The organism is Rhizobium sp. O111, assembly GCF_055616315.1.
On the sequence record NZ_JBSHXL010000001.1, the window covers coordinates 164,994 to 183,021 of the forward strand.

Annotated in this window: 17 protein-coding genes; 6 read left to right on the forward strand and 11 right to left on the reverse strand. The window is 63.6% G+C overall.

Features of this window, described 5'->3' with window-relative positions; all coding sequences use genetic code 11:
* Nucleotides 1-66 precede the first annotated feature (66 nt).
* Nucleotides 67-564 carry a CAP domain-containing protein gene (locus tag ACVTFQ_RS00835; RefSeq protein WP_047507248.1) on the reverse strand — a complete coding sequence of 166 codons (498 nt, stop codon included), beginning with the start codon at nucleotides 562-564 and terminating at the stop codon, nucleotides 67-69.
* A 1-nt stretch (nucleotide 565) separates the two neighbouring features.
* Nucleotides 566-832, reverse strand: coding sequence for a DUF6460 domain-containing protein (locus ACVTFQ_RS00840; RefSeq protein ID WP_018898330.1), 267 nt, complete (start codon nucleotides 830-832; stop codon nucleotides 566-568).
* Nucleotides 833-975: 143 nt separating this feature from the next.
* On the opposite strand from ACVTFQ_RS00840, the gene ACVTFQ_RS00845 reads away from it, so the two are divergent.
* Nucleotides 976-1,908, forward strand: a complete 933-nt coding sequence (locus tag ACVTFQ_RS00845) for a methyltransferase (protein WP_111561930.1) — start codon at nucleotides 976-978, stop codon at nucleotides 1,906-1,908.
* Nucleotides 1,909-2,104: 196 nt separating this feature from the next.
* Nucleotides 2,105-2,740, forward strand: coding sequence for a YitT family protein (locus ACVTFQ_RS00850; protein WP_111561656.1), 636 nt, complete (start codon nucleotides 2,105-2,107; stop codon nucleotides 2,738-2,740).
* A gap of 3 nt (nucleotides 2,741-2,743) precedes the next feature.
* Here ACVTFQ_RS00850 and pdeM read toward each other — a convergent pair whose 3' ends face one another.
* The 3 genes from pdeM to ACVTFQ_RS00865 all read right to left on the reverse strand — a co-directional run bounded on the left by pdeM (nucleotide 2,744) and on the right by ACVTFQ_RS00865 (nucleotide 6,979).
* Complete coding sequence (gene pdeM / locus ACVTFQ_RS00855; RefSeq protein WP_111561657.1) at nucleotides 2,744-3,469, reverse strand: ligase-associated DNA damage response endonuclease PdeM; 726 nt, start codon at nucleotides 3,467-3,469, stop codon at nucleotides 2,744-2,746.
* Nucleotides 3,470-3,637: 168 nt separating this feature from the next.
* Nucleotides 3,638-6,148, reverse strand: coding sequence for a ligase-associated DNA damage response DEXH box helicase (locus tag ACVTFQ_RS00860; protein ID WP_111561931.1), 2,511 nt, complete (start codon nucleotides 6,146-6,148; stop codon nucleotides 3,638-3,640).
* Nucleotides 6,149-6,223: 75 nt separating this feature from the next.
* The gene (locus tag ACVTFQ_RS00865; protein ID WP_112435653.1) at nucleotides 6,224-6,979 is read right to left on the reverse strand and encodes an ABC transporter substrate-binding protein; all 756 of its coding nucleotides are present in this window, start codon (nucleotides 6,977-6,979) and stop codon (nucleotides 6,224-6,226) included.
* 181 nt (nucleotides 6,980-7,160) lie between these two features.
* Here ACVTFQ_RS00865 and ACVTFQ_RS00870 point away from each other — a divergent pair, with 181 nt between their 5' ends.
* Both ACVTFQ_RS00870 and ACVTFQ_RS00875 read left to right on the forward strand, forming a co-directional pair.
* A complete protein-coding gene (locus ACVTFQ_RS00870) occupies nucleotides 7,161-7,661 on the forward strand; it encodes an RrF2 family transcriptional regulator (protein ID WP_111561659.1) in 501 nt (166 codons plus the stop codon).
* Between the two features lie 21 nt (nucleotides 7,662-7,682).
* Nucleotides 7,683-8,144: a carboxymuconolactone decarboxylase family protein gene (locus ACVTFQ_RS00875; protein WP_018898338.1), complete on the forward strand. Its 462-nt coding sequence runs from the start codon at nucleotides 7,683-7,685 to the stop codon at nucleotides 8,142-8,144.
* Between the two features lie 59 nt (nucleotides 8,145-8,203).
* Here ACVTFQ_RS00875 and ACVTFQ_RS00880 read toward each other — a convergent pair whose 3' ends face one another.
* The 3 genes from ACVTFQ_RS00880 to ACVTFQ_RS00890 form a co-directional block, all read right to left on the reverse strand.
* The gene (locus tag ACVTFQ_RS00880; RefSeq protein ID WP_111561660.1) at nucleotides 8,204-8,788 is read right to left on the reverse strand and encodes a transglycosylase SLT domain-containing protein; all 585 of its coding nucleotides are present in this window, start codon (nucleotides 8,786-8,788) and stop codon (nucleotides 8,204-8,206) included.
* Between the two features lie 130 nt (nucleotides 8,789-8,918).
* Entirely contained in the window at nucleotides 8,919-9,725 is an 807-nt protein-coding gene (locus ACVTFQ_RS00885) for a TIGR02186 family protein (protein ID WP_111561661.1), read from the reverse strand.
* Nucleotides 9,725-10,645, reverse strand: coding sequence for a sulfite exporter TauE/SafE family protein (locus ACVTFQ_RS00890; RefSeq protein ID WP_018898341.1), 921 nt, complete (start codon nucleotides 10,643-10,645; stop codon nucleotides 9,725-9,727). Before ACVTFQ_RS00890 ends, ACVTFQ_RS00885 begins: the two co-directional genes overlap by 1 nt.
* A gap of 313 nt (nucleotides 10,646-10,958) precedes the next feature.
* Here ACVTFQ_RS00890 and ACVTFQ_RS00895 point away from each other — a divergent pair, with 313 nt between their 5' ends.
* On the forward strand, nucleotides 10,959-11,543 hold the full coding sequence (locus ACVTFQ_RS00895; RefSeq protein WP_181459212.1) for a DUF922 domain-containing Zn-dependent protease: 585 nt from the start codon (nucleotides 10,959-10,961) through the stop codon (nucleotides 11,541-11,543).
* A 19-nt stretch (nucleotides 11,544-11,562) separates the two neighbouring features.
* Here the strand turns inward: ACVTFQ_RS00895 and ACVTFQ_RS00900 are convergent, their stop codons facing one another.
* Together ACVTFQ_RS00900 and ACVTFQ_RS00905 are read right to left on the reverse strand one after the other, a co-directional pair.
* The gene (locus ACVTFQ_RS00900) at nucleotides 11,563-12,192 is read right to left on the reverse strand and encodes a TerC family protein (protein WP_111561662.1); all 630 of its coding nucleotides are present in this window, start codon (nucleotides 12,190-12,192) and stop codon (nucleotides 11,563-11,565) included.
* Between the two features lie 119 nt (nucleotides 12,193-12,311).
* A complete protein-coding gene (locus ACVTFQ_RS00905; protein WP_111561663.1) occupies nucleotides 12,312-12,788 on the reverse strand; it encodes an RrF2 family transcriptional regulator in 477 nt (158 codons plus the stop codon).
* Nucleotides 12,789-12,906: 118 nt separating this feature from the next.
* Between ACVTFQ_RS00905 and ACVTFQ_RS00910 the strand changes: the two genes are divergently transcribed.
* On the forward strand, nucleotides 12,907-13,806 hold the full coding sequence (locus tag ACVTFQ_RS00910; protein WP_111561664.1) for an NAD(P)/FAD-dependent oxidoreductase: 900 nt from the start codon (nucleotides 12,907-12,909) through the stop codon (nucleotides 13,804-13,806).
* A gap of 91 nt (nucleotides 13,807-13,897) precedes the next feature.
* Here ACVTFQ_RS00910 and ACVTFQ_RS00915 read toward each other — a convergent pair whose 3' ends face one another.
* On the reverse strand, nucleotides 13,898-17,686 hold the full coding sequence (locus ACVTFQ_RS00915; protein WP_112435654.1) for a peptidoglycan-binding protein: 3,789 nt from the start codon (nucleotides 17,684-17,686) through the stop codon (nucleotides 13,898-13,900).
* Nucleotides 17,687-18,028 lie beyond the last annotated feature (342 nt).

Genomic DNA, 18,028 nt, shown 5'->3' on the forward strand with positions numbered 1-18,028 from the left:
TGCGGCTATCGCTGCTGTTTACGCCTGCGTCCAAAACCCGCCTCCCGGCAAAGAGGCGGAATCACCTCAGTTGGAAAGCACCATGGCCCAATAGGGCACGTTGCGGGAAGCGGGATTATAGGCAACCGCGACACCGAGACCGCTGTAGCGGCCGAGCATGTTTTCCAGATGATGCGGCGAGTTGATCCAGGCGGTGACGACGGCCGGAACCGTCTGCTGCCCGGTCGCGATGTTTTCCGCCGCCGGCAGCTGCACGCCGCTTGCCTTCACGCGCGGACCAAAACCGTCGGCTATGCCCATCACGTGCTTCATCTTGCCGGCCGCTGCCATGCGCTTGGCCTGGAAGAGGGCGGCCGCCGTCGCGGCCGGATCCACCGTCAATGGAGGCAGGCCGTTCTTGGCGCGCAGCTGGTTGACGAGCGGCAGCGAGGCGGCCGTCTGGTCCTCGCCGTTGGAGGGCGTCGAGGGCTCTTTCGGCCCGGTGGCGCAGCTGGCGACGCCGGCTGCAAGCGCAAGCGCGGAAAAGCGCAGCAGGCTGCGCCGAGAGAGATCGATGGAGGTCATGTTACCGGCGATAGCTGAAGAGACGGATGATGAGGAAGATCGGAATGACGATGGTGGCGCCGAGCATCAGATAGTCGCCGACGCGGCCGAGCGCGGAGAAGCCGCGATGCCAGACCTCAAGGATGAAATTGCGGATGCCGTAGATGAAATCCAGCGGTGCCAGCCCGAAGACGGCCATGATGAAGCCGACGATCAGCGACACCACCAAAAGCTTGATCAATGTACGGCCGAGCGAGTCGCCCAGAAACTTGTTCACCTGATCGGACATGCATCATCTCCTGTTCACCCCTGAGATACGGGCGCGAATCGTTGCCCGCAAGCTTTTTCAGGGCTGCGGCACCCGCCTCTGAAATAGGACTTGAGTTTTTTTGTGGCCATCGCCAAATGCGGGCCGCGCAACAGGTCACCATCATGCCGCCCCATCTCCAGACATCAGGCGATGCCATCGCCGACCGCCGTGCCGACTATGCCAGGATGCTGGACAAGGGCGGCGAGCCGGATGCCGCCGCCGAGCTGATGGAGCAGGCGCTGGAGCTGGTGCCGGATTGGGCGGCCGGCTGGTACTGGCTCGCCACCTACCGCGAAAAATCAGGCAATGTCGCCGGCGCGATCGAGGCCTACAGGCGAACCCGCGCGCTCACCGAAGACGATATCTTCGGCGCCACGCTGAAGCTCGCCTTCCTGGGCGATATCGCCGTGCCCGATCAGCCGCCGAGCATCTATGTCGAGCGCCTGTTCGACGATTACGCCGCCCGCTTCGAGACCTCGCTGGTGGACAAGCTCGGCTATGACGTGCCGGCAAAGCTCGCCCGCATGATCGCGGCGACCGGCAGGCATTACGCGCTGGCCGCCGATCTCGGCTGCGGCACCGGGCTGATGGGGCCGCAAATCCGCGCCATGGTCGATCGGCTGGAAGGCTTCGATCTCTCGCAGAACATGCTGGCGAAGGCTGAGGAAAAGCAGGTCTACGACCATCTCGCCCAGGCCGACCTGTCTCTGCCAGCAGACCAATCCGGCCTGCTTGCGGATAGCGGTGTACATCGTGCCGATCTCGTCACGGCCGCCGATGTGCTGATCTATCTCGGCAATCTCGAGATCGCCTTTGCGTCGGTGGCGGCGCTTTGTGTCGATGGCGCCGATTTCGGTTTTTCCATCGAGGAAACGGAGGACGAGGAGGGCGTTCATCTCGCCCATTCGCTGCGCTACGCCCACTCGGAAGGCTACATCCGCTCGCTCTGCGACCGCCACGGCTTCGAGGTGATCGCGATGAGCCGCACCACCATTCGCAAAGATGGCGCCAATATCATTCCCGGCATTCTGTTCCTTGCACGCAAGACCGCCTGACGGAACTAATCTTGCGAAGTTTGAATAGGTCAGCATTGCTTACGTATTTCGCTTGAAAACGTGGCGAATGAACCGGATAATTCCGCTCAGAAGCCGAAGAGCGCGAATGCCGCCCGGCGACCAATCATTCACATCCCCTGCCGCCTGGGACCTGTCCGGGCGTTCTTGAACTCGTCTGCCGTTGGAGATTAGCGACATGACTCAGCTCATCAATGCCCTTGGCTTCTGGAACACGAGCGCCACGCGCCACACCCCCGTCGAAGACGTGCAGGGCATTTTCTCCGGCAGCCTCGTCGCCGCCCTTGGCCTTTATGTGCTGGCAAGCGCCGGCTTGCTCACCGGCAGCACGGCGGGCATCGCCTTCCTCGTGCACTATGCCTTCGGGATCAATTTCGGCCTCGCCTTCTTCCTGCTCAACCTGCCGTTCTTCTATCTCTCGTGGAAGCGCCTCGGTGTGTCCTTCACCATCAAGACCTTCATCGCCATCGGCCTGACCGCGCTGCTGACCAGCCTGCAGCCGAATGTGATGAGCATCGCGACGATCCATCCGGCCTGGGCAGCCCTTCTGGGCGGCCTTCTCCTCGGCTTCGGCCTATTGGCGCTCTATCGCCACCGCGCCAGCCTCGGCGGCGTCGGCATTCTCGGCATCTACATGCAGGAGCGCTTCGGCATCCGCGCCGGTCTCGTGCAGATGGCCGTCGATCTCTGCGTGCTGGCGGCCGCCTTCTTCGTCACCACGCCGTCGGTCGTGTTCTATTCCGTGCTCGGCGCCGTGGTGCTCAATCTCTTCCTGACGATCAACCACCGCGCCGACCGCTACGTCGCGCTCTAAGCGCTAGCCAAGCAGATTGCCGAACCGGACCGAATAGATCCGGTCGCGCCCGAGCAGGTGCGCGATCAGCGACGGCTGGTCGAACAGTCCCTTCATCGCCTTGTGGCGTAGATCGAGCCCCCCGCTCATCACGCCGAAAGCCGGCATCAGCAGCCTTGCGCCATCGGTGGCAAAACACGGCCGGCGTATGGATTTCTCGCGCCGGCGCACGGTGGCGGAAGGATGCAGGTGCCCCGCGATCTCGCCGCTCTGCAACCCGTCCTTCGGCTCGTGTCGGAAGGTGAGTCCGCCGTAAGTCAACTCATCGGCGCAGGCACCGGGCAGATCGACGGTGCCGTCAGGGTCATGGTTGCCGTTGATCCAGATCCACTCGCGCCCGCGCGCCATATCCGAAATCAGCGTGCGGAATGTCTCCGGCATATGCGCCGAGCCGATGCGATCGTGAAAATTGTCGCCGAGGGAGATCACCAGCTTCGGATCGTAGCGGGTAATGACGGCGGAGAGCACCGTCAGCGTCGCCAGCGTGTCATAAGGCGGCAGCATCATGCCGCGCCGGGCAAAGGCGGCACCTTTCTCAAGATGCAGGTCGGAAACGACGAGAACGCCGGTATCAGGAAGATAGAGCCCGCCAAGCGGATCGCACACGGCCGCGACCCCATGCACGGACGTTTCCACGCCCGGCATCGCCGCAATCCCGTTCAGTTCCCGCGCCAGCGCCAGCCGGTTCATCAGTTCGTTTCTTTCCAGTATCTAGGCGGGGAGGACGGCCAAAAGGCCCTCTCTGCCCTGCCGGGCATCTCTCCCACAAGGGGAGAGAAAACGTGTGGCGCCGCTCTGCCATTACCGTGACCTCGGCGGTGCGACGGGTAAGTCCCTCCCCCTTGTGGGGAGGGGACTTTACTCCAAAGCCTCGGCAATCAGATCGTCCGCGGCTTCCGCCAGCAGAACATCCTGCGCCTCGCCATGCACATGCTCCTTGCCGATCTCCAGCATCACAGGCACGGCGAGCGGCGAGATGTGCTCCAGCGGGCGGTGGGTAATGTGCCCCTTGATTCGCTTCAGCATATCGCCAAGACGGCCGATGTCCAAAAGCCCGGTCGCCGCATCCTGCCGCGTCGCCTGCAGCAGGATGTGGTCGGGCTCATGGGTCCTGAGCACGTCGTAGATCAGATCGGCGGACACCGTCACCTGCCGGCCGCTCTTTTCCTTGCCCGGGTGCCGGCGCTCGATCAAGCCTGCAATCACGGCGCAATTGCGGAAGGTGCGCTTCAAAAGGAAGGATTCGTCGAGCCAGCTTTCGAGATCGTCTCCCAGCATGTCCTCGTCGAAGAGGTCGGAGAGGCTGAGCCTGCCGGTCGAGATCATCCGGCCCATGTCCTCCAGCCCCCATATGCCGAGCGAATAGTCCGTGGCGACGAAGCCGAGCGGTTTGGCGCCTGATCGTTCCAGCCGGCGGGTCAAAAGCATGCCGAGCGTCTGATGCGCCAGCCGCCCCTCGAAGGGATAGGCCACCATGTAGCAGCGGCTGCCGCGCGGGAAGGTCTCGATCAGCAGCTCGTCGCGCTTCGGCAGGATCGACTTCTCCTGCTGGATCGCCAGCCAGTCGCGCACCTGATCCGGCAGCCGGTGCCAGCGGTCGGGATCGTCGAGCATCGAGCGCACCTGATCGGCGAGATAGGTGGAGAGCGGAAACTTGCCGCCGGCGTAGGATGGAATTTTCGGATCGTTGGAATAGGCCTGGCTCGCCAGCGCCTCGTTCTCGCGGATACCCTCGAAGCGCAGCACCTTGCCGGAGAAGATGAAGGTGTCGCCGGGCGAAAGCTGCTCGAAGAAATACTCCTCCATCTTGCCGAGCGTCGCCCCGCCGCGCCCGATACGGCCGCCTTCGCCGCGCTTCACCATCTTCAGGTTCAGCATCGGGCTCTCGACGATGGTGCCGAGGTTCAGCCGGTATTGCTGCGCCACCTGCGGATTGGAAACGCGCCAGCGCCCCTCCTTCGTCTTGCGGATACGGGCATAGCGCTCATAGGTGCGCAGCGCGTAGCCGCCGGTGGCGACGAAATCGACGATCCGCTCGAAGGTCTCCCAGGAAAGATCCGCATAGGGCGAGGCGCTGATGATCTCGTCATAGAGCTCCAGCATGTCGAACGGCTCGGCGCAGGCCATGCCGAGCACATGCTGGGCGAGCACATCAAGCGCGCCGCGCCCAATAGGCGGCGTGTCCTGCGCGCCGATATAGTTGGCGTCGAGTGCCGCCTGGCACTCCATCACCTCGAAGCGATTGGCGGGAACGAGGATCGCCTTGGAGGGCTCGTCCATCCGGTGGTTGGCGCGGCCGATGCGCTGCGCCAGCCGCGAGGCGCCCTTTGGCGCGCCGACATGGATGACGAGATCGACATCGCCCCAGTCGATGCCGAGGTCGAGCGTCGAGGTGGCGACCACGGCGCGCAGCCGGTTCGCCGCCATCGCCGCCTCCACCTTGCGGCGCTGCCCGACATCGAGCGAGCCATGATGCAGCGCGATCGGCAGATTGTCGTCGTTGGCGGTCCAGAGCTCCTGAAACAGCATCTCCGCCTGGCTGCGGGTATTGACGAAGAGCAGCGTCGTCTGGTGCTCGAGCAGCTGCTTGTAGACATCGGGGATCGCATATTTCGCCGAATGACCGGACCAGGGAATGCGCTCTTCCGTGGAAAGGATCGAGATATCGGGCTTGGCCCCGCCTTCCACCGTGACGATGCCCGCATGGCGCTCCCCACCTTCCGGCTGCGCCACCAGCCACTTCTGCAGCTCCAGTGGCTCGGCAACGGTCGCCGAAAGCCCGATCGTCTGCAGCTTCGGCGCAAGCCGCCGCAGCCGCGCCAGCCCCAGCGACAGCATATGCCCGCGCTTCGAGGTGACCAGCGAATGCAGTTCGTCGAAGATGATGTATCTGAGGTCCTTGAAGAAGCGTTCGGCCTCGGCATTGGCAAGCAAAAGCGCCACCTGCTCCGGCGTCGTCAAGAGGATATCGGGCGGGCTGAGCTTCTGGCGCTGCCGCTTCGAAACGGGGGTGTCGCCCGTACGGTTCTCGACGGTGACGGGCAGTCCCATCTCCAGCACCGGCTTCATCAGATTGCGCTCAATATCGACCGCGAGCGCCTTCAGCGGCGAGACGTAGAGCGTGTGAATGCCGGTGAAGGCAGAGCCGGGCGGTATCTTGCCGCGACGGGTGAGATCGGTGAGCGATGGCAGAAAGCCGGCGAGCGTCTTGCCGGCCCCGGTGGGCGCAATCAACAATGTGCTTTCGCCGGCCTCGGCGCGGGCGAGAAGCTCCAGCTGATGCCTGCGCGGCTGCCAGCCCTTCTCCGCGAACCAGCGGGTAAAGGGGGCAGGCAGGGATATCAGGCGCTCGCTATCGATCTGGTCCACCGCCTGAATGTAGTTCAAACCGCGCCAGCGAAAAGTGCGAAGTCGATACGGCTCCGCACTTTAATCACAAAGCGATCAATAGATGTCGAAGGGGAAATACTGCTTGGTGATCTTCTGGTAGGTGCCGTTGGCAACGAGCGCGTCGATCGCCTTGTTGAAGCGCTCCTTCAGCTCCGTCTCGCCCTTGCGGATGCCGATGCCGGCTTGCGTCTCGCTTCCCGGGATATCGCCGAGCAGCTTGCAGCAATCCTTGCCGGCCTTGTTCAGCCAGTCGACGACCACGAACTTGTCGGAGACCACGGCGTCGGTGCGGCCGTTCTGTAGGTCGGCGACGGCCTCGTCCTGCGTCGGATAGAGCTTCGCCTCGGCGCCGCCCTTGGCGTAGACGTCGCTGGTATAATTGGCCTGCGTCGTCGATGCCTGCGCGCCGACCACCTTGCCCTTCATGTCCTCGACAGTAACGCCCTTGATCGGGCTGTCCTTGGGCACGGCGACGGCAAGCGGCGTCGTGTAGTATTTGTTGGTGAAGTCGATCTGCTGCTTGCGCTCCTCGGTGATGCTCATAGAGGCGATGATCGCGTCGTATTTCTTGGCCAGCAGACCGGGAATGATGCCGTCCCAATCCTGGGCGACGATCGTGCACTTGGCCTTCATTTCCTCGCACAGCGCCTTGGCCATATCGACATCGAGCCCCTTCAGGCTGCCGTCCGATTCCACGTAGTTGAAGGGAGGGTAGGCGCCCTCGGTGGCGATCCGGATGGTGTCTTCGGCGGAGGCAAGATGCGCCGTGGTCAGAAGCGCCGCGGCCGTCAGCAAGATCGTCTTTTTCATCGATGTTCCCTTTTGGAGTGTTTTGACACTGCAACCTTAGCTGATCCCAATCGCTTCACAAGCCTTTGCTGAATAAGCCGAAAGTCTACCGCATCGGGCGCAATTGCGGCGCCTCGGAAAGAAGATTGACAGTCGGCATAATCATGGATATATTTTATCCATGAATTGAGGAGTTGAACGCGTGAAACTCGGAGACGGTGTCGAACAGGCCATTCACAGCGTGGCAATGCTCTCGGGCCTGTCCGAGGGTGGGGTGCTTTCGGCCGCAGCGCTCGCGGAGTTTCACGGGGTCTCGACGAGCTATCTTCTGAAGCATCTGCAGGCGCTGTCGGGCGCCGGCATCCTTCACACCGTGCCCGGCCCGAAAGGTGGCTATCGCCTCGCAAGGCCCGCTGAAAAGATCACGCTGCTCGACATCGTGCTGGCTGTCGAGGGACCTGCGCCCGCCTTTCGCTGCAACGAGATCCGCCAGCGCGGGCCGAACCCGGCGCCGGATCGTTTCTTTTTGAAGCCGTGCAACATCTCGGCGGCGATGCTGAAGGCCGAGCGCGTCTATCGCGCCGAGCTTGCCAAGACCACCATTGCCGATCTCGGCGCCGAACTGGCGGAGATCGACGACGGGACGATCGCAGCCAGAAGCTGCGCGTTCCTGGAACTGCATGAACGTCGAACGGCTCGCTGAGCCATCAAAGGAGAAAGTGCCATGCAACCGCGTTTCAATTTCGCCAAGGCCGCACCTGATGCCTACAAGGCCGTGCTCGCGCTTGAGGATTACGTCCAGAAGTCCGGCCTCGAGCGCCGCTTCATCCACCTGATCAAGCTGCGCGCGTCGCAGATCAATGGCTGCGCCTATTGCGTCGACATGCACGTCAAGGAAGCCCGCCATGACGGCCTGAGCGAGCAGTGGATCAACCTCATGTGCGTCTGGCATGAATCGCCGGTCTATGACGAACGCGAACGCGCGTTGCTCGGCTGGGTCGATGCTGTCACCAAGGTCGCCCAGACGGGCGCGCCCGATGCCGACTATGAAGCACTCAAGGCGCATTTCAGCGAAGCCGAGATGATGAACATCACGGTTGCGATCGGCGCCATCAATGTCTGGAACCGCCTGGCTGTCGGCTTCCGCGCCCAGCACCCGATCGACAAGCCGGCGAAGGCCGCCTGATCTCATCATGAATGCTAGACCGGGCTGGCGGCGATACCGCCGGCCCGTCGTCGTTCAAGTCAGCTGCAGCCACCCTGCAGCTGCCGCTGATAGGTCGCGGCCATGCCCGCAAACCGCTGCGCCGTTTTCTGCAGCTGCGCATTCGAGCGCCAGTCGCCGCGCATATAGCCCTTCGGACCGGAATAATAGGCGAGGTAGAGGCTGTAGGCGTCGTTGAGCTGAATGCCCGTCGTCTGGCTGTTCTGCCAGTGATACCAGCCGATGAAATCGATCGCGTCGGAGAAGTTGGTGCGCCGCGCGCTCCAGTTTCCGGTTGCCGATTGGTAGTGGTCCCAAGTGCCGTTAAGCGCCTGCGAATAGCCATAGGCCGTCGATTGCCGCTTCCACGGAATGAAGCCGAACAGCTTGGTGCGGGGCGGCCGCGCATTCGGCTGGAAGCCCGATTCCGTATACATCGTCGCCATCAGGATCGGCACCGGCACGCCATATTTCTTCTCGGCCTTCTCCGCCGAGCGTTGCCAGCTGGTGAACATCCCGTCGCGCTGGTCGAACACCGCGCAGATGTTTCGGGTCTGTTTGGGAGCAGTCGCGCAGCCGGCAAGAACAGCCAGAACCACGACGGCAAGGAGAGCACGGATACGCATGACTAAACCTCTCGACGTCGGAGAGATTACTAACTGGTAAACGTTAATGGTCGGTTTTTAGACAATGACGATGCCGTGATCATCTCGTGGCGAGACCGGGGCAGGGCCATCCGGCCGAGGTGGCGATCGATCACTCCTTGCGGAACACCACGCTGGCGCCCCAGCCGGTCACGACGGCCAGGAACACGGCAAACAGGCCGTAGATGATCGGCTGCTCGTGCGCCGCATCGGTGATCGTTTGCTCTATGCCGGTCTTGATCACCCGCAAGGGGGCGGATTTCTCGGTGACAAACTTGCCGCTTTTGAACAGATAGGCGCGAACCGTATGCACGCCGTTCGGAATGTTGGCGGGCAGCCGCAGGCTGGCCTTGAACAGGTTGGAGCTGACGAACCGCACGCCGCTCGGATCGCGGACATAAAGGCCGCTGCGCTCCTGCAGCCGGCGATAGGCGTCACGGAACTCGCCGACATTGCTGGCATTGCCGAGAAAGCCCATCGGCGTCAGCGGAATATGGTCGATGCCGATGCCGCGATCGGTGAGATCAAGCGGTGTCGTCACATCGTCGAGCATGCGCGAGCTCGACATCGAATAGGAATGCGGCACAGTCTCGAAGGTCATCGAATGCGTGTTGACCCAAATCCCGAACACACGCTCCTTCTTGCGCACGGTGGCATTGTCGCGCGGGCCTTCCAGCACCACAACCACATCATATTGGCCGATCGCGAGCAGCAGGCTGTCGGTGTTGGTCACGGCCCCGAAGATCGTCAGATCCGCGCCGTGAAAGTCGGAGGTGATCGCGATCTCGCTGGTGGAGGTTCCGATCTCCAGCCCCTCGGCAACGGGCTGCGGCGCCTGGCCGGGCAGCAGCGTCTGCGCGCCGGCCGCCGTCGGCAGCAGCATGAAGGAGACGAGCAGGGTCCTGAGCAGGTGACGCATCAGTTTGCACCCATCACGACCGAATAGATATCGCTCGGCGTGACCACCAGCGCCACGGCAAGGCGAAGGCCGACGGCGAGAACGAGCAGCCCAAGCAGCGCGCGCAACTGCTCGCCGCGCAGCTTCTGCCCGACGCGAACGCCATATTGCGCGCCGATGACGCCCGCGATCATCAGGATGAAGGCCAGCACGATGTCGACCGAGAAGTTGGTTGCGGCCTGCACAACAGTCGTATAGGCGGTCACGAAGATGATCTGGAACAGCGACGTCCCGACGACGACGTTGGTCGGAATGCGCAGCAGATAGATCATCGCCGGCACCATGATGAAGCCACCGCCGACGCCCATGACAGACGTCAGGATGCCGATGCCGAAGCCGAGTGCCACGATCGGGATGACGCTGAGGAAGATCTTCGATTTCTTGAACCGCATCTTCAGCGGCAGGCGGTGAACCCAGTGGTGGTGCCCCGGCCGGCGTGGTGCGGCCGGAATGTTCTTCGATGCCCGGCGCATCGCGTTGACGCTTTCAAGCAGCATCAGCCCGCCGACCGTGCCGAGGAAAAGCACGTACATCAGGGAGATGATCAGATCGAGCTGGCCGAGCCGGCGCAGCAGCGAAAACACCCAGATGCCGACGGTGGCCCCCGCGAGGCCGCCCGCCAGAAGCACCGAACCAAGCTTCACATCCAGCGTCCCGCGCCTGAAGTGGGTCAGCGCGCCCGAGATCGACGAGGCGACGACCTGGTTGGCGCCGGTGGCGACAGCGACGACGGGCGGGATGTTGTAGAAGATGAGAAGCGGCGTGATCAGAAAGCCGCCGCCCACGCCGAACATGCCGGACAGGAAGCCGACGGCCGCACCCATGCCGAGGATGATGAAAATGTTCACCGACAATTCTGCGATGGGCAGATAGATTGTCACAGCCGACCCCGATTTGCGGACGACCCGACGGGCCGTTGCGTTCCCCACGTTTTATGCGCCCCATACTTTAGGCGAATAGGAGACACCGTAGCTTGAAATCGTTGCGATAGGCTTTCGATCAGCGACACCGCGTCTCCTCAATACGCGAAGAATTCTGATTAATCAGGCTTTTTTCAGGTTTTGTGACAATCGCGGCACACTCGTGCGCGGAAGCGGCCGAACACCCGCTGGCCTGATTGAACGGCAAGTGACAGCTCCCTAGATTGGCCGCGCGGAACAAAGCACGGGGAACGATGTGGGATCAGCCATTCGAATGTTGACGCTGGGTGCGCTGATCGCGTCGATGCCTGTTATGGCGCTCGCGCAGTGGAAGCCGACCGAAGAGGTGCGCAACTACGCGATATCAGGCACGACGGGCGCTGAACTCTACGGCTCGATCGGCGAGCGCGGCCCCGAGGTCGGCGGCCAGTCACGAGTGATTGCCCACACCACGTTCAAGCTGACATGGACACGCAAATACGAGCGGCAGCCGGATAATGCCTGTATTCTCACGGTTGCCAAGCCGAAGCTGACGATCATCTACACGCTGCCCAAACCGTCCGCCAAGCTCTCGCCTTCGGTGCAAGCCAGCTGGAACAGCTTCATCGAGGCGATCCGCAAGCATGAGCGGGTGCATGGCGACACCATCATCGACATGGTGCATGAGATCGAGACGCTGAGCCTTGGCTTTTCCGCGCCGGATGATCCCGATTGCCGCAAGATCCGCGCCAATCTCACCGAGCGCCTCGGCGAGATATCCGGCAGGCAGCGCCAGCGCGGTCGCGATTTCGACCGGGTGGAGATGAGCGACGGCGGCAATGTGCAGGCGCTCATCCTGAAGCTGGTCAACGGCCCCTGACGGGGCCGTCCATTCGAGGTCAGCCGGCAGTTGCCGCCGCGACATGCGGCCAGACTTCCAGGCCGCCGCGATAGATCATGTGCAGGGCGACATAGACGATGATCGCCAGGCCGATATAGGCGATCCAGTGATAGCGGTTGAGCAGGCGCGCGATGAAGTTCGCGGCGATACCCATCATCGCGATCGAGAGAATCAGGCCGATGACGAGCACGGTCGGATGCTCGCGAGCAGCACCCGCCACGGCAAGCACGTTGTCGAGCGACATCGACACGTCGGCGATGACGATCTGCGTGGCCGCCTGGAAAAAGGTCTTGCGAGGAACCTGTGAGCCTTCGGCATGCTCGCCTTCGCCGGCCTGGGCATTATTTGCGCGGATTTCCCGCCACATCTTCCAGCAGACCCAAAGCAGCAGGATACCACCTGCCAGCAGCAGGCCGATGATCTCGAGCAATTGCACGGTGACGCTGGCGAGCGCGATGCGCAGCACGGTGGCGGCCAGAATGCCGACCAGAATGGCCTTCTTGCGCTGATCGGGGGCAAGGCCCGCGGCCGCCAGACCGATGACGACGGCATTGTCGCCGGCCAGAACCAGATCGATGATGATGACCTGCAGAAGCGCCAGCAAGCCGGCGGATGTGAATATTTCCATGATGCGACAATCCCTGCGCGAACGCCTCCCCGGCGTAGCCAAGGCTTAAATGATCGGTCGGCAACGGATCAAGTGCTGTCGGCCAGCTTCGGCAAAAGATCCGCGCCTTTCACGTAAATTCAACTGGATGCCGATTGTTCCGCGTGAATGTCGCCGTGGATGTTGCATCGCCCTTCAGGCATGCGCCGGTCGAAATCGGCCGCGATGTCGGCGATGGTGACCGTGCGGAAGCGTTCGAGGAGAAGCGCTTCGGCCTCCTTCAGCGCGTCGCCGAGCTTCGCATCGACGGCCTGTTCCACGAGGCACTCCGGTTGATCAACCGAAGGGCCGATCGCAAAGAGCGGTGGCTTGCCGATCGCCTCGTAGATGTCGAGGAGCGTGATCTGGTCGAGTCCGCGCGCCAATTCCCAGCCGCCGCCATGCCCTTGTTCCGAGCGGACATAGCCAAAGTCGCGCAGCCCCGCCATGGTGCGCCTCACGACCACGGCATTGGTGCCGAGCATTTTCGATATCGTTTCCGATGTCGCGCGCTTGTAGTGCCGGTCCATATGGATCAGCACGTGCAACATGCGCGAAAGGCGGCTGTCGCGTCTCATTCGCTTACTCCTGTTGCAAGCAATCTAGCGCCAGAGCTCATCTGTAACAAGATAGGTTACGTGTCTTGACGGCAGGCTTTCATGTAACATATGAAGATGCGAGAGATAGGAGAACGTCATGACTTACGATGTGATTATTGTCGGCGGCAGCTTCGCCGGCCAGTCCGCGGCCATGCAGCTTGCCCGCGCGCGCCGAAAGGTGCTGGTGATCGATGGGCGCAAGCCGCGCAACCGTTTCGCGGAAGCCTCTCACGGCTTCCTCGGCCAAGACGGCAAGGCGCCGGCGGCGATCATCGCCGAGGCATCCCGCCAGCTCGGCCTTTACAAGACGGTGACGCAGCTGCAGGGCGAAGCAACCGAGATCGGCAGGGAAGGCGACCTCTTTGCCCTCACGCTCGCCGACGGCACCACGCAACGCGCCACCCGCATCGTACTCGCCACCGGTGTCCGCGACGAGCTGCCCGATATCGAGGGGCTGCAGCAGCGCTGGGGCAAGACGGTGATCCATTGCCCCTATTGCCATGGCTACGAAGTCGCCGACCGGCCGCTCGGCGTGCTCGCCGGCAATCCGATGTCGGTGCATCAGGCGCAGATGATTCCGGATTGGGGTCCGACCACCTATTTCACACAAGGGCAATGGGAGCCCGATCCCGAGCAGGCGGCCTTGCTCGATGCCCGCGGCGTCGTGATTGTCCGCAGCCCGGTCGTCGAATTGCTGGGAGAGGGCACGGAACTGGAAGCCGTTCGTCTCAAGGATGGCCGTGTCATTCCGCTCGGCGGCCTGTTCGTCGCGCCGAAGACGCATCTGACGAGCCCGCTTGCCGAACAGCTCGGCTGCGCGCTGGAGGCCGGTCCCACCGGCCCCTTCATCTGTGTCGACAATTTTCAGCAGACCACGGTCAAGGGCGTCTACGCCGCCGGCGATGCCGCCGTCGCGATGGCCAATGCGACCATGGCGTCGGCTGCGGGCGTCATGGCCGGCGTTGCCGCGCACCGCTCGCTGATCATGCCGGACTGACCGCGCTTCGGGCGAGGGCGCTGGCACGCATCAAACAAAAATCCCCCGCAAACGTGGGTTTGCGGGGGATTTTGTGTGAGACTTCGCTCGATCAAGCCTTGGTCGATGGAGCCTTGTTGCGTTCCAGCAGCGCCTTGACCGTCGCGTCGTTGATCTTGCCGCTCGGCTCCTGGCCGATCGACTTCTGGAAGCTCTTGATCGCGGCAACCGTCTTGGTGCCCAGTTCGCCATCCGGCTGGCCGGCGTCGAAACCGTTATTGTTCAGGATCGCCTGGATGTTGCGGATCGCCCGCTTCATGTCGACGCTGGAGGTCTTGGTGGCGGTGCCGGCCCATTCATCCGGAACCTCGATGCCGTTCGACTTGTTGTCGAGCGGCTCGGCCTTCCAGAGATCCGCCTTGGCGCGGGCCTTTTCCAGCTGATCCGGCTTCATGGCATTGGCGACTTCGTCGCGCTTCTGCGAAGCGTCCTTGTCGCCGCCCTTGGCCGCGATCGCGAACCACTTGTAGGATTCGGTCAGGTCCTGCGGCACGCCGTTGCCACGGGCGCACAGGATTGCCAGGTTGAACTGGCTGTCGGTGATGCCGAGATTGGCGGCCTTGGTGAACCAGTTGGCGGCGGCCGAATAATCCTGCTGGCCCAGCGCGCCGGAGGCGTAGAGCACGGCGAGATTGTGCATCGCGTTCGCGTTGCCCTGGTTCGCGGCCTGCTCGTAGAACTGCTTGGCCTTGTTGGCGTCGCGGGCAACGCCGGTGCCCTTCTCATACATGCTGCCGAGGCGGTACTGCGCCGGCGCGAAGCCCTTGTCGGCGGCCATCTGGTACCAGTTGAGCGCCTGGTTCGGGTCGGCGGTCACGCCGGCACGGCCATCGCTGTAGCGCGCGCCGATTTCAAACAGCGCCAACGCATCGCCGGACTTCGCGGCATCCGCAAGCGACTTCGGCTGGATCGTGTCGGGAACGGCGATCTCGGCTGCGGCCGGAGCCGTCTCGGTTGCCGCCGGAGCCGCGTTGTTGGCGGTGAAGGCGGACGTATCCTGCGGTGCGCCCGAAGGTGCGAGCGCGCCGTTGCCGCCAAGCGGTGCGGCTTCGGTCAGCCGCTCAGGAGCTGCCGGCTCGGTTGGCGCTGGTGCGACATTGGCCGCCACGGGCGGGGCCGGCGTCGCGACAGCGGGTGCCTCAGGCGCAGCCGCTACCGGTGCGGACGTGTCGGGCGCGGTCTCGCTGTCTGCGGGCAGCGTTGCGTTCTGCCCGTCGGTGATCGTGGCCACCTCGGCGGTCGGCGCGGGCGCGCCCGAGGTCAGCGTGCGGGCCAACGGAAACGCCATGATCGCCAAAAGCACGGCGCCGACGGCAAGCAGGATCGGACGGCGGAAGCGCGAGAATGCGCTGCCCTTGCCTGAGTCCTTGGCCGGGTCCTTGATCTTCGCCTTCTTCTCGCCCTTCACCGATCCGGCCTTGCCGCTGGGATCGACTTCGAGAGCCGCGGCCTGTGCCGCGCGGCGGGCAGCCGCGATATAGTCGGCGCGATCCGTATCGCTTGCCGGCTTCGGATTGGTGCGGGCGGCATTCTGGCTGGCGCGGACGCGTTCCAGGATCTTCTTGACATCAGGCGCACCGGAGCCCGGCTCCAAGGGCTCGTTGGCGGCTTCCGGCGGCATCACGTCGACAGGATCGATCGAGGGCGACGGGTCGATGACGGCGCGTTCGCCGGTCTTGGCCTTCTTCGACGGCAGCAGGCGCTTGCCGAGGCTGACGAGCAGGCTTCCCTTTGCGGCGGCCGCGGCACGCTTGCTGGCGGCCTCGATGGCAATGGCGCTGGTCTCGGATGCGGCGATTGCCGGTGCGGCCGGCTCAGGCGCAGGCTCGGCCTTGCGCACGGCTTCCGGTACGCGCGTGCCGAACACGGCGGGCTTCTCGGCTTCCTCGGCGCCGGCATCAGCCATCGCGTAAGGATCGACGTTGAAATCGACATCGGCGGCCGGCATCCGTGCCGGCGGACGGGCCGTGCGGCTTTCCATGTCGTCGAGCCGGTCGGCGATATGCACCAGCGTCTCGTGCAGCGCCTGGAAGGTCTTGTGCGTGCGCTCCTCGCCGCTGCGGCTCAGATCCTCGAGATGGCGGAGATCGGCAGCAAGCGCATTGAGCGCCGACATGTCGACGCCGGCACCACCGCCCTGCAGGGCGCCGTTGCGCGAATAGGCCTCGACGACCGCTTCGGCGGCCTGGCGGGCGGCTTCGACGATATATTCGTCGCTGGTCGCCATGTAATCTTCGATCGCGCCCATGCGGCGGTCGAAATCGATGGCGATCTCGGTGCTCGGGCGCGGCTCGCTCATCAGCGCGGAAAGATTGGCGATCTGGTCTTCCAGATTGCGCAGCGCGTTGGCGTCGGTCGCCGGTGCCGCCGAGCTCTCGTCGAGACGGGCGGCGATATCGCTCAGTCGGTCCTCGATGCGCAAGAAGGCTGCGTCGTCGACCGGGGTGTGGATTGCCTGCTGCGGCTGGAATTCCATCTCGTCGATGCGGCGAGCGAGATAATCGAGGCGCTGCGCCAGCGCGTCATTGACGGCGCCATTCTCGAGCGCGTCGATCTTGCGCGAGATATCGGCGAGCGCGCCGGTCAGTTCCGGCTGCGGTGTGGCCCGCTGGCTCTTTTCGAGCAGGAAGGCCAGATGTTCGAGCCGCTCGTCGAGGCGCGACGTGGCCTCGGCATTGGCGACTTCCTCGACGCGAGCCGTTAGCGCTTCCAGACGTTCGGCGAGACCGTCGGCCGGGTTGGCGCGGCTTGCCACGCTCTGGCCCATCAGCTCGATCTGGTCGGCAAGGCCGCTCAACCGTCCCTCGAGGCGGTGCATGGCAGCCGGGTCGCCCGATGTCGCGGCGCGGCCCGTCGCGGCGATCGCGCGGCTGATTTCGTCGAGACGGCTGTCCATCGACGCGAACTGCTCGGACATTGCCCGATCATGCGGCTGGATCATGCTGCCAAACTGCTCCATCGCCGTTGCGATGGAGATGAGCTTGTCTTCGAGCGCCTTGACGGCCGGGCTTTCACCCATGCCGCCGATATGGCGCTTGATATCGTCGAGGCGGTAGGCAAGCGCCACCAGCTCTTCCTGCAGGCCGGATGTGTCGAGCGCGTGCAGCTGGTTTTCGAAGCCGTCCCAGCGCTGGTCCATGTGGCGCAGCGAATCCTCGCGCGCCAGCCCGTCCATCAGCGAGCGCAGATCTTCGAACTCACCGCGCAGACCATGGGCCTCGGACGTTTCGGAGCGAGCCGCGAGATGGTTGATGCTGTCGGCAAGCCGGCTCATGTCGGCATGAATGTCTTCGGCGAAGGGACGATCGGCGGCGGTTGCCTTGATCTCGCGCAGTTCGCCGCGCAGTGCGTCCATTTCGCGGGCGACGCTCTCGGAGATGTCGCGCTTCAGATCCTGCCGCAGGCTGACGAGCGCCTGGGCGATTTCCGTCATCGTGTCTTCGGGCCCACGCGCCTGCGGCTGCTGAACGGCCGCGCGCGGCTGCGGCGCTGGCGTGTGTGCCGGAGCCGGCTGGGCCGCATAGGCCGTCGCCTGCTCGCGGGGTGCGTAAGGGGTGGTCTCGCGGGCGGCGCGCTCGCGGCTTGCGTCGAGCATGCGCTGGCGCTGGCGGATCTCGGCGAGCGGATCAGGACGCGGCTCGGCGGCGGCGTAGGGCGCTCGCGGTGTGTAAGTGGCGGGGGCGGGTTCGCGTTCGGGCGCCGGCTGGCGATTGCGCTGCTCGCGCACCCCGCTGCCGATCAGGCCTTCGATCCGTGCTTCCAATCCCTCGATCGTGCGGTTCAGCGCGTCAAGCGACGCCCTGTCGGAAGGCCGGGGAGAATGTGATCGCGATCCGTTCATCTTCTTGCTCGCTTATCTGTTCGCACCCTCGTCAGGGCCGATCATTGGCTTTTCCGTCAGAGCCGCAACGAATGCGGATCAGAGAGCATCGTCCATGAGAGGATAATTAATTAGGCTTTCCTCAAGCTGTACGTGTGGCGCGCATCCCATAAAACGCGAGACTTGAAAGAAGGAATGCAGGACACCAATGCTCAAACGTCACCTTTCACGGAACGTGGTAAACAACCCGTTAACCGGTGTGGCGATTTTTTAACTTTTGTGGCTGTCGAGGCGCATTTCGTGCCGAAATCGGCCTTCTAATGTACAAGCGGGTGCAAGCGGATACCGCCGTTGAAGCGAGGC